Annotated in this window: 14 protein-coding genes; 8 read left to right on the plus strand and 6 right to left on the minus strand. The window is 63.4% G+C overall.

What is annotated here, in order from left to right:
* Positions 1-210: 210 nt before the first annotated feature.
* Genes V7773_RS20885 through pedF form a run of 4 tightly spaced genes read right to left on the minus strand, consistent with a single transcriptional unit; the run spans position 211 to position 3,274 of the window.
* Positions 211-1,146, minus strand: a complete 936-nt coding sequence (locus V7773_RS20885; RefSeq protein ID WP_336074893.1) for a quinoprotein relay system zinc metallohydrolase 1 — start codon at positions 1,144-1,146, stop codon at positions 211-213.
* A gap of 16 nt (positions 1,147-1,162) precedes the next feature.
* Positions 1,163-1,921 carry a quinoprotein dehydrogenase-associated SoxYZ-like carrier gene (locus V7773_RS20890; RefSeq protein ID WP_320390444.1) on the minus strand — a complete coding sequence of 253 codons (759 nt, stop codon included), beginning with the start codon at positions 1,919-1,921 and terminating at the stop codon, positions 1,163-1,165.
* A gap of 10 nt (positions 1,922-1,931) precedes the next feature.
* Positions 1,932-2,807, minus strand: a complete 876-nt coding sequence (locus V7773_RS20895; protein WP_336074895.1) for a substrate-binding periplasmic protein — start codon at positions 2,805-2,807, stop codon at positions 1,932-1,934.
* A gap of 5 nt (positions 2,808-2,812) precedes the next feature.
* The gene (gene pedF, locus V7773_RS20900; protein WP_336074897.1) at positions 2,813-3,274 is read right to left on the minus strand and encodes a cytochrome c-550 PedF; all 462 of its coding nucleotides are present in this window, start codon (positions 3,272-3,274) and stop codon (positions 2,813-2,815) included.
* 254 nt (positions 3,275-3,528) lie between these two features.
* Between pedF and exaA the strand changes: the two genes are divergently transcribed.
* Both exaA and V7773_RS20910 read left to right on the plus strand, forming a co-directional pair.
* Positions 3,529-5,385 carry a quinoprotein ethanol dehydrogenase gene (exaA, locus tag V7773_RS20905; RefSeq protein WP_092463551.1) on the plus strand — a complete coding sequence of 619 codons (1,857 nt, stop codon included), beginning with the start codon at positions 3,529-3,531 and terminating at the stop codon, positions 5,383-5,385.
* Positions 5,386-5,532: 147 nt separating this feature from the next.
* Complete coding sequence (locus tag V7773_RS20910) at positions 5,533-6,177, plus strand: pentapeptide repeat-containing protein (RefSeq protein WP_336074902.1); 645 nt, start codon at positions 5,533-5,535, stop codon at positions 6,175-6,177.
* A 164-nt stretch (positions 6,178-6,341) separates the two neighbouring features.
* Here the strand turns inward: V7773_RS20910 and V7773_RS20915 are convergent, their stop codons facing one another.
* Positions 6,342-6,980: a response regulator gene (locus tag V7773_RS20915; protein WP_063321452.1), complete on the minus strand. Its 639-nt coding sequence runs from the start codon at positions 6,978-6,980 to the stop codon at positions 6,342-6,344.
* A complete protein-coding gene (locus V7773_RS20920) occupies positions 6,980-8,233 on the minus strand; it encodes a HAMP domain-containing sensor histidine kinase (RefSeq protein WP_336074904.1) in 1,254 nt (417 codons plus the stop codon). Before V7773_RS20920 ends, V7773_RS20915 begins: the two co-directional genes overlap by 1 nt.
* Positions 8,234-8,519: 286 nt before the next feature.
* On the opposite strand from V7773_RS20920, the gene V7773_RS20925 reads away from it, so the two are divergent.
* The 6 genes from V7773_RS20925 (at position 8,520) to V7773_RS20950 (ending at position 13,625) form a co-directional block, all read left to right on the plus strand.
* Positions 8,520-9,686: an ABC transporter substrate-binding protein gene (locus V7773_RS20925; RefSeq protein WP_336074905.1), complete on the plus strand. Its 1,167-nt coding sequence runs from the start codon at positions 8,520-8,522 to the stop codon at positions 9,684-9,686.
* Positions 9,687-9,713: 27 nt separating this feature from the next.
* A complete protein-coding gene (locus V7773_RS20930; RefSeq protein ID WP_063321454.1) occupies positions 9,714-10,703 on the plus strand; it encodes a YVTN family beta-propeller repeat protein in 990 nt (329 codons plus the stop codon).
* A complete protein-coding gene (locus tag V7773_RS20935; RefSeq protein WP_063321455.1) occupies positions 10,700-11,431 on the plus strand; it encodes an ABC transporter ATP-binding protein in 732 nt (243 codons plus the stop codon). Before V7773_RS20930 ends, V7773_RS20935 begins: the two co-directional genes overlap by 4 nt.
* Positions 11,428-12,219: an ABC transporter permease gene (locus V7773_RS20940; protein WP_336074907.1), complete on the plus strand. Its 792-nt coding sequence runs from the start codon at positions 11,428-11,430 to the stop codon at positions 12,217-12,219. Before V7773_RS20935 ends, V7773_RS20940 begins: the two co-directional genes overlap by 4 nt.
* Before the next feature lie 147 nt (positions 12,220-12,366).
* Positions 12,367-12,900 (plus strand): PQQ-dependent catabolism-associated CXXCW motif protein, encoded by a 534-nt coding sequence (locus V7773_RS20945; RefSeq protein WP_336074909.1) that lies wholly within the window; start codon positions 12,367-12,369, stop codon positions 12,898-12,900.
* A 59-nt stretch (positions 12,901-12,959) separates the two neighbouring features.
* The gene (locus tag V7773_RS20950; protein WP_053122521.1) at positions 12,960-13,625 is read left to right on the plus strand and encodes a response regulator transcription factor; all 666 of its coding nucleotides are present in this window, start codon (positions 12,960-12,962) and stop codon (positions 13,623-13,625) included.
* Positions 13,626-13,655: the final 30 nt, after the last annotated feature.

Here is a 13,655-nt window from a genome sequence, read left to right on the forward strand (position 1 = left end):
CCCAAAGTACAGCATCCATTATTGAAGTATTTGTATGGAACGGGTACTAGCAGAACTGCTAGGTTGGCTATGCACCAAATGGAAAGCCGTCAAGGTCGAAACATGGCCTTTTAGGGCGAACAACTGAAACGCCACGGTTGCAGTTTTGGGGCTGCTATGCAGCCCAGCGGGGGCAAGCTCCCTCGCCACAGGGACCTCATACGACCAAGGCTATTGCGGTTGGGCGTCCACCCGCTTCATCCCCGCCCGCTCATAGCGCGGATAGAGATGGCTGACGCTGCGAATCAGCTCATAACGACTCAGGCTGATCCCGGCGAAACGTTCGGGAATGGGGCTGCGGATCATCTCGGCCATGTCGTCGCCGCGAGCCGCGCCGTCGCGCATCAGTTGGTCGAGCCAGCCCAGGTAATCGCGCATCTGCGCAAAGGGTTGGGCGCCGGTCGCCACTGGGCCGTGGCCGGGCACGATCTGTTTCCAGGGCAAGGCCTGCAGGGTATCTAGGTCCTGGAGCCAGACCTCCAGCCCCGGGCTGTTGGGGGTGGTCAGGGCGCGTTCGTAGAACACCAGGTCGCCGGCGAACAGCACGCCCGTGGTTTCGTCGAGGATCGCCAGGTCGGCCCCGGTGTGTCCGGCCAGTTGCAGCAGCCGCAACGCGTGATTGCCCACCTTGAGCACACCGGGCGTCAACGCTTGGGTGGGCAGCACCACCTCGGTGCCGCGCATCCAGTCGCCCACGAGTCGGTACATGTTCTCCGCCAGCGCATCACCCTGTTGCCGCAATAGGTCGGTGGTGCCCGCCAAGGCGCCAATGGGCACATCGCTAAAGGCTTGGTTGCCCAATGCATGGTCGGGGTGGTGATGGGTCAGCAGGACCTGAATAACCGGTTTATCGGTGGTCGCGGCAATGGCCTGGCGCAGCGCCTCGCCGTAGCGCTTCGACGGCCCGGTGTCGATCACCACCACGCCGGCATCGGTGACGATGAACGCGGTGTTGACGATGTTGCCGCCGTTGGCCTTGGCAAAATTCTCGGTGCTGCCTTCCAGCAGCCAGGTGCCTTCGGCGATCTGCCGGGGCTTGAGCGCGTAGTCCATACCGGCCCACGTCGGCCAGCACAGGCTCAGGAACATCAGCAACAACCAGCGCATGGCGCGCTCCTTGTGGTCAGGGGATCGCCGCCTCGAACGTATTGCCGCTGTTGTCGCGCAGCAGCAGGCGGGTCTGGCCCGGGCCTCGGATGTCGAAGCCCAGGTTGGGGTTTTCACTGACCGCCGGGAACAGCTCCAGGCGCGCCAGCACCTGGCCGTCGGCGTCCAGCAGTTGCGCCTGGTTGAGGAAAAACTCCGGGATGCCGCTCACCAGGCCATTATCCATCGGATGAGCGACCTGCAAGCGCAGGCGGCTCGAATCGCCCCGGGGATAGCGGGCGCCTAGCACCTCGCCCAAGTGTTCCTCCCAACCTGGCTGGGTGCGCACTACGCTGGGTGCGGTGCAGCCACCACCGGCCGCGTCGATCAGGGTCGAGCCGACGTGCCACAGGCCATCGCGGGTCTGCACGGCGGCGCGCAGCGGCGTGGCTTGCTCGATGCGAATGCGGATCGACAGCCAGGGCAGCACCCGCTCCCCCGGTTGGAAGTCGACGATTTTCGGCAACGGGTTCAGTTCGGCCCAGGCCAGCACCCGTACGACGTCGCCAGTGAAGGCCCGGGCATCGATTTCCAGTGGCACCTGGCGTGCGTCTTCGGCAAAGGGTGGGGCCAGCAGGCGCACCCGGTCATCGAACACGAACGGCGCGTCCCCCAGCAATTGCTTGTGATAAAAGGCCCACATCACCGAAGGTACCGGGTCCTTCCCCGGTTCGACCGCCGCCAGCGCAATCGTCGGCAGGCCGCACCACAGCAGGCACCACATGGCCCATTTCATCCCTGCGCTCCTATTGATACATCTCCGGCACTTCGTAACGCAGGCCGTAATGGGCATAGACAGTCTTGACGCTGCCGTCGCGGATCAAGCCTTCCAGTGCCTCTTCCACCGCATAGGCCAACTGACGGTTGCTTTCATGCACCGCCATGCCGATTTCCCAACGTTGCTTGCCCATGCTCGGGTAGGCGTTTTCCGCCAGCGCCAGTTGCGGATCAGCCGCCTCGTGCACTTGCCAATCGACCTCACCGCGCATGGCCATGACGGCGTCCACCTCCCCGGCCTGCATGGCCCCGAAAGCTTTGGCGACGCTGGGGTAATGGCGGGTCTTGGCACTGAGCATGCCGTTGAACACCGAGGTCAGGTAGAACGACGGCACACTGTCGACTTCCACCCCGATGGGGTGTTGCTGGAACACTGCGACACTGCCCACCGAATCCAGTCGGCGGCGGTCATATGCCACCTGCCAACATTCCTGCTGATAAGGTCCGAACATCACCACTTGGGCATTTTCCAGCTCACCGATGTCGTTGCGCTTCTGCACGTAGTCGTGGTCGTACGGCACACGCATCATCAGGTCGGCCAGCTGTCGGTCGTGCAGCGGGCTGCTGCGCCAGATGTAATCGCGCAAATCGTCATCAAGCTTCTCGCCGGGAGGCGCCCACATCAATGTCAGACGCACGCCCATGGCCTTGGCCAATGCCTGCGCTAGCTCCACGTCGACACCCCGGGGCTGGCCTTGGTCTTCGAAACTGTAAGGGGCGAAATCCTTGTAGACCGCCACTTTCAACTCTCCGGCGGCGATTATCTGATCATAGCTGCGCACCTGCGCCTGCGCCGCCTGGCCACACAGCAGCAGGCTGCACATCACCCACGCGAACAGGCGCATGGCGATCACTCCTCGACGTGTACGCTGTCGAGATAGGTGCGCACCGCCCACAAGGCTTCCTGGCTCAGGTAGTCGGCCATTTTCGGCATGTAGACCCGGCCATCGCGCACCGCGCCGTGACGTACGCGCTCGACGAACCATTCATCCCCGGCTTCGGCGGCGTCCAGCATCCGCAGGTCCGGGGCGATGCCGCCCGACTTGGCCTCCAGGCCATGGCACGCGGCGCAGTTCTGGTTGTAGGCCGAAGCGCCGATTTCTATGGCTTTGTCACGCTCGGGAGAACTGCGATAGGGGTTCTGGGCGGCCCAACCATCACCGTCCAACGGCAGGTTGGTGTCCTTGATCGGGGTCAACCCCTTGGTTTCCACTGCCTGGGGCACTACGTTGCCATGGGCCCATGCGGAGCCTGCGCCGGAAAGCCCCATCAGCAGTGCGGTAGCGATGATGGCGTTGCGTTTTGTTGTCATTGTTATGCCCTCTGGATTGCACGCAAGACCTCTGTGAAGAAGCCGTGCCGTCATCTTAGGAACCGCCCTGCCCCAGCCGAATGCTGCTTTGGTGGCCGGGGTCTAGTTCCTTGGTAGCAGGCCATCCGACGCAGGTCGTAAAGACAGGCGGTTTGGGAAGTCTTCCCGGCTAGGGCGGGACTTTTTCCGTATCGGCCGGGTCGTGGCACCACTCACCCTAGTCAGGCCAAAACCTTTCACTGGGAACTGCCACCATGAGAATAAAAACGCTACCCGCCCTCTCCTCCCTGACGGTCGCCTTGCTGCTGGCCGGCAGTCTGTCAACGAGTCCGTTGGCGCGCGCTGCCGTCACCTGGGAAGACATCGCCAACGATCACCTGACCACCCAGGACGTGCTGCAATACGGCATGGGCACCAACGCCCAGCGCTGGAGCCCGTTGGCCCAGGTCAACGACAAGAACGTGTTCAAGCTGACCCCGGCCTGGTCCTACTCATTCGGCGACGAGAAGCAGCGCGGCCAGGAATCACAGGCCATCGTCAGCGACGGCGTGGTGTACGTCACCGGCTCGTACTCGCGGGTATTCGCCCTCGACGCCAAGACCGGCAAGCGCCTGTGGACCTACAACCACCGGCTGCCGGACAACATTCGCCCGTGCTGCGACGTGGTCAACCGTGGCGCGGCCATCTACGGCGACAAGATCTACTTCGGCACCTTGGACGCGCGAGTCGTCGCCCTGGATAAGAACACCGGCAAAGTGGTGTGGAACAAGAAGTTCGGCGACCACGCCGGCGGCTACACCATGACCGGGGCGCCGGTGCTGATCAAGGACAAGACCAGTGGCAAGGTCCTGCTGATCCATGGCAGTTCCGGCGATGAGTTCGGCGTGGTCGGCCAGTTGTTCGCCCGCGACCCCGATACCGGCGAAGAAGTCTGGATGCGCCCGTTCGTCGAAGGCCACATGGGCCGCCTCAACGGCAAGGACAGCACCCCGACGGGCGATGTCAAGGCGCCCTCCTGGCCCGACGACAAGACCACTGAAACCGGCAAGGTCGAAGCCTGGAGCCACGGCGGCGGCGCACCTTGGCAGAGCGCCAGTTTCGACGCCGAGACCAACACCATCATCGTCGGCGCGGGCAACCCTGGCCCGTGGAACACCTGGGCACGCACGGCCAAGGATGGCAACCCTCACGATTACGACAGCCTCTACACCTCCGGCCAGGTGGGCGTCGACCCAAGCACTGGCGAAGTGAAGTGGTTCTACCAACACACGCCCAACGACGCCTGGGACTTCTCCGGCAACAACGAGCTGGTGCTGTTCGACTACAAGGACAAGGACGGCAAGGTGGTCAAAGCCACCGCCCACGCCGACCGCAACGGTTTCTTCTACGTGGTGGACCGCAACAACGGCAAGCTGCAGAACGCCTTCCCGTTCGTCGACAACATCACTTGGGCCAGCCACATCGACCTCAAGACCGGGCGCCCGGTGGAAAACCCCGGCCAGCGTCCGGCCAAGCCATTGCCGGGTGAAACCAAGGGCAAGCCGGTGGAAGTCTCGCCGCCCTTCCTCGGCGGCAAGAACTGGAATCCCATGGCCTACAGCCAGGACACCGGCTTGTTCTATGTCCCCGGCAACCAGTGGAAAGAGGAATACTGGACCGAGGAAGTGAACTACAAGAAGGGCTCGGCCTACCTCGGCATGGGTTTTCGCATCAAGCGCATGTACGACGATCACGTTGGCAGCCTCCGGGCGATGAACCCCACCACCGGCAAGGTAGTCTGGGAGCACAAGGAACCGCTGCCACTGTGGGCCGGAGTACTGGCGACCAAGGGCAACCTGGTGTTCACCGGCACCGGCGACGGCTTCTTCAAGGCCTTCGACGCCAAGACCGGCAAGGAGCTGTGGAAGTTCCAGACCGGCAGCGGCATCGTTTCCCCACCCATCACGTGGGAGCAGGACGGCGAGCAATTCATCGGCGTGACCGTCGGCTACGGTGGTGCCGTACCGTTGTGGGGTGGCGACATGGCCGAACTGACCAAGCCGGTGGCCCAGGGTGGGTCGTTCTGGGTATTCAAGATTCCGAGCTGGGATAAGGCGACGGCGCAGAAATAACCTGAGCCCAACTGGGTCCTGACCCACACCACAACCCCCTGTGGGAGCGAGCTTGCTCGCGATAGTCCAGTGTCAGTCAACATGAATGCCGGCTGAACCACCGCCATCGCGAGCAAGCTCGCTCCCACAATTGCCCGAGTTCGTGTCATGAAATGCTTGCCATTGCTGCTTCTGTTCATCGGTGCCTGTGCCCATGCCGACGACTCTGATACCCCTCTGACGATTAACGGCTGCCTCATCGCCGAATCCAGCCAATGCCCCGGCGCCAACCTGCGTGGTGCAAAACTGGCGAACCAGGACCTGCGCAAAATGAACCTCAGCGGTGCCGACCTGCGCGACGCCGACCTGCGGCATGCGCGACTGGACCTGGCCAACCTCGAGAAAGCCCAACTGCAGGGCGCCAACCTGACCCGTGCCAGCCTGCAACAAAGCAACCTGCGCCTGGCGGACTTCAGCGGCGCCACGCTAAAGGCGATCCAGGGTTGGGGGCTGTTCGCCCAAGGCACGCAGTTCCAACGTGCTGACCTGACCGCCGCCTACCTTCAGTTCGCCCGCTTGTCCGGTGCCCGCTTGCACGACGCGAACCTGCAGGCGGCGGACCTGGAAATGGCCTGGTTGAGCAAGGCCGACCTCAAGGGCGCCGACCTGCGCGACGCCAACCTGCAGGAAGCCAAGCTCGGCGAAAGCAACCTGGAACAGGCCAACCTGAGTGGTTCTCGCCAGCACTACGGGAATTTCCAGGATGCGAATATGGAGGGCTGTACCGGTTGCCCGACTTCCTGGGATCAGTAAGGATTGCCACAACCCCTGTGGCGAGGGAGCTTGCTCCCGCTGGGCTGCGCAGCAGCCCCCCTCCCCCAGCCAACTCAGTCAATCCGTCCTACCGAGGTGCCTGGTTTCAGGGCCGCTTCGCGCCCCAGCGGGAGCAAGCTCCCTCGCCACAATGAACCCGGGATTCACCCCGCCACCCGCACCACCCCCATATCGATCCCCAAGTGCACCAGCTCGGCATGGGAACTGACCTGCAACTTGCTCTTGAGCAGCGTCAGGTGGTTGGACACGGTCTTGGCGCTGATGCACAGCTGTTCGGCAATGGTGCGGGCGGGGGTGCCCTTGGCGAGCATGACAAAGATCTCCAACTCCCGTTGAGTCATGCATTGCAGCCGCGGGTCGACATCCTGGCGCGAACGGGTGCAGGCCAGTTGCGTGGCCAGGGATTGCTCGATGTAGACATGCCCGGCCAGCACTCGCCGCACCGCGTCGACCAGCACCTGCGGTGCCGAATTCTTGGTCAGGTAGCCCGCGGCGCCAGCGTCCAATGCCTGGCGCACCAAGGGCAATTCATCGTGCATGCTGAAAAACAGCACCCGCAGTTGCGGCAGGCGCTGGCGTAGCCGGCGGGTGGTTTCCAAGCCACTGATACCGGGCAGGCCGAAGTCCATGATCACCAGATGCGGCACCTGCTCCTGCACCTGGCTCAACGCCTCCTCACCGGTCGCCGCTTCGCGGACCTGCAGGTCCGGCATCAACACCCGCAAAAGGCTGGCATAGCCCTGCCGAACCACCGCATGGTCGTCCACCAACAGAATGTTCATCACGCCTCCAGGGCAATATTCAAGGCCAGCGCCCAACCGGCGCCAGGCTGGCTGAGGATGCGCAGCTCACCGCCCAGGCTGCGCGCCCGCTCGGACATCGAGTGCAAGCCGACACCGGCGCGCGATGGTTGCGTCGCTCCGCAACCGTTGTCGCGCACCAGCAACTTCAGGCGCCCGGCGCGGTGTTGCAGGCGAATCCGCACCTGCGTGGCGCCGGCATGCCGGGCAACGTTGGTCAATGCTTCCTGCAACAAACGATACAAGTGGGTCTTGTCCGGACCGGACAAGGACGGCAGTGTTTTGTCGATCCACACCTGACAGGTGATGCCCTGGGCGGCCTGCCATTGCCCGGCCAATAGCCTGATGGCCTCGCCCAATGGCAGGTACTGCAACACCACTGGGTACAAGTCATGCACCAGTGCCCGGAAACCCGATTGCAAATGCTCGCAATGCTCTTCGAGCTGGCTGACGGTCTGCTCCAGCGCCGGCGGCTGATCCATCACCAGCCGCAGCAGGCAGGCGCGAGCACGAATGCCGGCCACATATTGGCCCAAGTCGTCGTGCAGGGTCTGGGCCAGCTGGGTACGCTCCTGTTCCTGCACGGCCAGCAAGGCCTGGGTAAGCCGGGCGTTATCGGCCTGGGCCTCGGCCAGCGCAGCGGTCATGCGATTGAAATGCCCCGCCAGATGCTGCGCCTCCGGGACACCCTCAGTGCCCAGGCGCACCTGCAGGTTCCCGGCTGAGACCTGACGCAACGCATGCAGCAGCTCATCGAGCAAGCGCATGCCCCGGCGTACCCCCCAACGAATCACCAACAGGCTGAGCGACAGCGCCAGGGCACAGACGTACAACAGTTGCACCAAGGAATCGAGAATCTCGTCGATTTCATCGCGAGGGTCGACGGCAATCCAGGCCCGCCGACCGTCCGGCAAATCCACCACCTGAGCCGCGGGTCCGTCATCCAGTAACCGGCGGCCGAGCCAGGCCTTCATTCCGGATTCATTCGCCGGGAACAACTCCCCAGGGGCCAGCCAACGGACCCGCACATGCCGCAGGCTGCCGGTCAACCGCGGCTGGAGACTGGCCGGATCGCGCTCGGCGGTTTCGCGCAGGTAATGCACCACCGATTCGGCCGATTGCAGCTCTCGTTTCACATCGGCCATGGCCTGGTGCAGCAGCAGGACTGCACAGGCCAGGGTGACCAGGGCGAAAAAGGCGGAGACCCAGAGGTTGATGCGCCAGAGGGCTGACATGGCTAGCGCTCCAGCCCTGAATTGACACCCACCCCCTGTGGGAGCGGGGGTTTCCAGGTTTTGGGACGGTCAACCCCGATCAAACTCAGGATCAGCAGAAACGGCAACAGCAGCGCTTTGAGAATCCGCATGGTCTGCCCCCTCCTGGTCAATGACGATGCCTGCATGCTAAAACCCCGGCCTCCAAGGTGAGTTACTACCTTGGTACTGCACCGGCGGTACTTTCTGCATATTTCCCCATGCCCCTGGGCTTTCTATGCTGGCGCTACCTGCAATGGAGGATGTCATGCGCCGGCTCGTCAGTTACGCCCTGGTTTCTCTGCTGGCAGCGGCAACTGCTCACGCGGGCGATGCCACGCCGCTGCAAGTGCGCATCGGCTACCTGGGTTACCGTCCCGATCCGGGCCCGTTGCTATCCAACGTCATTGCCGAACCGGCCGATGCCGGGTTGCGCGGCGCTGAATTGGCGATCGTCGACAGCAACAGCACCGGGCGTTTTCTCAAGCACGACTACCGCCTGGACAGCGCCAGCGTCGACACTCCCGAAGCGCTGCTCCAGGCCGCCCGGACCCAACATGACCAGGGCCTGCGGCTGTTCGTGGTCAACGCACCGGCCGCCAGCCTGCGCCAACTCAGCGCCGCCCTGCCCGACAGCCTGCTGTTCAACGCCGGTAGCCCCGACGACAGCCTGCGCACCACCGACTGCCTGGGCAACGTGCTACACAGCCTGCCCGACCGCGCCATGCTCGCCGATGCCCTGGTGCAGTTCAGCGTCGTGCGTAAATGGCAGCGGGCCTTGCTGATCGTCGGCCAGACGCCCGAGGACCAGGCCTATGCCGCCGCATTGCGCCGGGCCATGAAACGCTTCGGCATGAAGATCGTCGCCGAGAAGGCCTGGCAGTTCGACAACGACCAGCGCCGCAGCGCCCAGGCCGACATGCCGCTGTTCACCCAGACCGCCGAGTATGACGTGGTGCTGGTGGCCGATGAGCGCGGCGACTTCGGTGAATACCTGCCCTACCAGACCTGGTACCCACGCCCGGTGGCCGGCACCCAAGGGCTGACGCCCACCGGTTGGCACAAGACCGTGGAAACCTACGGCGCGGCGCAACTGCAAAAACGCTTTGAAGCCCTGGCCGGACGCTGGATGAACGACCGCGACTTTGCTGCCTGGATCGCCGTGCGCAGCATCGCCAGCGCCGTGAGCAAGTTGCGTCAGGACGACCCGCTCGCCATTCGCCAGCTGGCCCTCAGCGACCAGTTGCCCCTGGACGGTTTCAAGGGTCGCAAGCTCAGCTACCGGCCCTGGAACGGCCAATTGCGCCAACCGATTCCCCTGGTCCAGCCACGGGCACTGGTCAGCACTTCGCCCCAGGACGGTTTTCTCCACCCTTCCAATGAAATGGACAGCCTGGGTTATGACCGGCCCGAAGTAAGCTGCCGTTACCCCTGATCGATAACAACAATAAGGAAAACCGCCATGCGCCGCCCGCTGTTCAAACCAGCCCTGCTCTGCCAAGTCCTTGCCCTGGGTGCTGTTCTGCTGGCTGCCGGCCCCGCCGCCGCCAGCATCGCCTGGGTCTCCAACGAGAAGGACAACAGCCTGAGCCTGATCGACATGCAGAGCCTGGAAGTCATCGAGACCCTACCGGTTGGCCAGCGCCCCCGGGGCCTGCTGCTGTCCCACGACAATCGCCTGCTGTACATCTGCGCCAGCGACTCGGACCGGGTCCAGGTGATGGATGTCGCCACCCGCAAGATCATCAAGGAACTGCCTTCCGGCAAAGACCCGGAGCAATTCGCCCTGCACCCCAACGACCGCTGGCTGTATGTCTCCAACGAAGACGATGCCCTGGTCACGGTGATCGACACCCAGACTTCCGAAGTGCTGGGCCAGATCGGCGTGGGTGTCGAACCCGAGGGCATGGCCGTCAGCCCTGACGGCAAGTGGGCGGTCAACACCAGTGAAACCACGAACATGCTGCACTGGATCGACACCAGCACCCAGACCCTGGCTGACAACACCCTGGTGGACCAGCGGCCACGTTTCGTCGAGTTCAATCGCGACGGTACGCAGCTCTGGGCCTCGGCGGAGATCGGCGGCACGTTGACCGTACTCGACGTCGCCACGCGCCAGGTGCTCAAGACCCTGACGTTCCAGATCAAGGGCGTGCACCCGGACAAGGTCCAACCAGTGGGCATCAAGCTCAGCGCCGACGGCAAGCTGGCGTTCGTCGCCCTGGGCCCGGCCAACCATGTGGCGGTGATCGACGCCAAGACCTTCGAAGTGCTGGATTATCTGCTGGTGGGCAGACGGGTCTGGCAACTGGCGTTCACCCCGGACCAGAAGCAGCTGCTGGCGACCAACGGCGTCAGCGGCGATGTCTCGGTGATCGATGTAGAGAGCCGCAAGGTCCTGAAGTCGGTGAAAGTCGGGCGCTACCCTTGGGGCGTGGTGGTCACGCCATGAACGCCCTGGAGGTCAGCGACCTGAGCTTTGCCTATGGCGCGCGCGAAGCTCTCAAGCAGATGAACTTCAGCCTGCCCGCAGGCCGTTTCGCCGCGCTGCTGGGTCCCAACGGTGCCGGCAAGTCGACGCTGATCGCCCTGCTCACACGCCTGTACGACCTGCAACGTGGCGAGATCCACATCGGCGGTCATTCCCTGCAGAAATCACCAAGACCGGCCCTGCGCCAGTTAGGTGTGGTGTTCCAACAGAGCACGCTGGACCTGGACCTGAGCATTGAACAGAATCTGCGCTATCACCTGGCGCTGCACGGTTTTTCGCGGCGCCAGGGCAGCGCCCGCATCGACGCCGAACTGACCCGCCAGCACCTGACGGAGCGCCGCCACGAGCGGGTACGCGACCTCAACGGTGGCCATCGACGCCGGGTTGAGATCGCCCGCGCCTTGCTCCACGAACCGCACCTGTTGCTGCTCGACGAACCCAGCGTCGGCCTCGATCCGGCCAGCCGCCTCGCCCTGGCTCTGCACATCCGGCAACTGTGCAGCGAGCAAGGCATCAGCGTGCTCTGGACCACTCACTTGCTCGACGAAGTGCAGCCCAGCGACGACCTGTTGATCGTGCACCAGGGCCGTCTGGTCGCCAGCGGACAGGCCGACGCGGTGAGCCTGGAACATGGGGGCACCCTCGGTTCGGCCTTCACCCGCTTGACCGCCACGGGAGTCGGGCCATGAATGCGTACTGGCAATGTTTCAGCGGCATCGTGACGCGCGAATGGCTGCGCTTCGTGCTGCAACGCACACGGCTGCTCAGTGCCCTGGTACGGCCCCTGCTGTGGCTGCTGGTGTTCGCCGCCGGTTTTCGCGCGGCACTGGGCATCGCCATCATCGCGCCCTACGACACCTACATCCCCTACGAGGTGTATATCGTGCCCGGGCTGGCCTGCATGATCCTGTTGTTCAACGGCATGCAGGGCTCGCTGTCGATGGTCTACGACCGGGAGATGGGGAGCATGCGCGTGTTGCTCACCAGCCCCTTGCCCCGGGCGTTCCTGCTGGCGAGCAAGTTGTTGGCGACCTCGCTGATCTCGCTGTTGCAGGTCTATGCCTTTCTCGCTATCGCCTGGCTGTACGGCATCCAGCCACCGACCATGGGCCTGCTGCTGGCCCTGCCGGCCCTGTTGCTGGTGGCCCTGATGCTCAGCGCCCTGGGCTTGCTGCTGTCCAATGCCATCCGGCAACTGGAAAACTTCGCCGGGGTGATGAATTTCGTGATCTTCCCGATGTTCTTCCTGTCTTCGGCGCTGTACCCATTGTGGAAAATGCAGGAAGCCAGCCCTTGGCTGTACTGGCTTTGCTCGATCAGCCCGTTCACCCACGGCGTGGAGTTGGTGCGTTTTGCGCTGTACGAGCAGTTCAACCTGCTGGCGATGGCAGTGTGCGTGGGGTTGACCCTGGTGTTCGCGCTGTTGGCGGTGTGGACGTTCAATCCGCAGCATGCGGCGTTGCGCAAGGCCAATTGAATTGCCCCATCCCCATATCCCACAAGGGTTCTGTGCAGGGTCCATGGCCAAAATTACTACTTTAGTACTGGTTTTCCTGTCTATGGTCGCATTCACAAGACCTCGACCCTGGCATGTAATGGGCGCATAACAAAAAGGATAAATCCTATGCCCCGTTTGCTGGCGATCCTCTTGCTGAGCCTGGCGCTGAATGTCGCCCAGGCCGAGACCACGCTGTTTTCAGCGCAGGGCTACCGCATCGCCCAATACCGCAGCCCGACGCCCGCCACTGTCGACGGCGCCCAGACCCTCGATACCCAGGCCCTGCAACAGCTGCTTGAGCAAGCCTCGCCCCCGGTGCTGATCGACGTTTATCGCCGGCCGTGGGTCCAAGGGCGTTTCATCGACAACGAACCCCACGCCAACCTCCCTGGCAGCCTGTGGCTGGCCAATACCGGTGACGGCGACCTCGACCCGACCTGGCAGGACTACTTCAGCCATCACCTGCGCACGGCCACCGGCGGGCGGTTGGATTCGCCGTTGGTCTTTTATTGCCGCGCCGATTGCTGGCTGAGCTGGAACGCGGTAAAACGCGCCGCTGCCATGGGCTATAACCATGTGTACTGGTATCGCGATGGCCTCGATGCCTGGGAGGCGGCCAACCTGCCCCTGCAAGCGGCCCGGCCCGAACCCTTTCCCTGATCTTGCAAGAAGTGCGTGCAACTGCCCTGCCCCACACGACAATAACGAGGTGAATGGCCATGTATAAAATCCTGATAGCCGACGATCACCCCCTGTTTCGCGAAGCCATCCACAACGTCATCAGCGACGGTTTTCCGGGCAGCGAGGTCATGGAGACCGCCGACCTGGACAGCGCCCTGGCCTTGACTGCCGAGCACGACGACCTGGACCTGATCCTGCTGGACCTGAACATGCCCGGCATGCACGGGCTCAATGGCCTGATCAACCTGCGCAACGAGGCACCGACCATCCCCGTGGTGATTGTCTCCGCCGAGCAGGACAAACAGGTGGTGCTGCAGGCCATCACCTATGGTGCGGTGGGCTTCATCACCAAATCCTCGCCACGCTCGCAGATGACCGACGCCATCGAGCAGATCCTCAACGGCAACGTGTACCTGCCGCCCGACATCATTCGCACGCAAAAAAGCCCGATGGGCCGCCGCCTGAACGAAACCCCGGCATTCCCGCCGGAACTGCTCCAGGCCTTGACCCGCAAGCAACTGCTGGTGCTCGAACGCATGACCAAGGGCGAGTCGAACAAACAGATCGCCTACACCCTGGACATCGCCGAAACCACGGTCAAGGCCCACGTCTCGGCGATCCTGCGCAAGCTCAATGTGCACAACCGGGTGCAAGCGATCCTCAGTGCCGGGGATATTGATTTCGGGGCTTATTTGCGGCGCTGAACAGGCGCCATGAATCCCTGTGGCGAGGGG

Source organism: Pseudomonas sp. 3JA (assembly GCF_036961705.1).
GTDB classification, from domain to species: Bacteria; Pseudomonadota; Gammaproteobacteria; order Pseudomonadales; family Pseudomonadaceae; genus Aquipseudomonas; species Aquipseudomonas fluorescens_Q.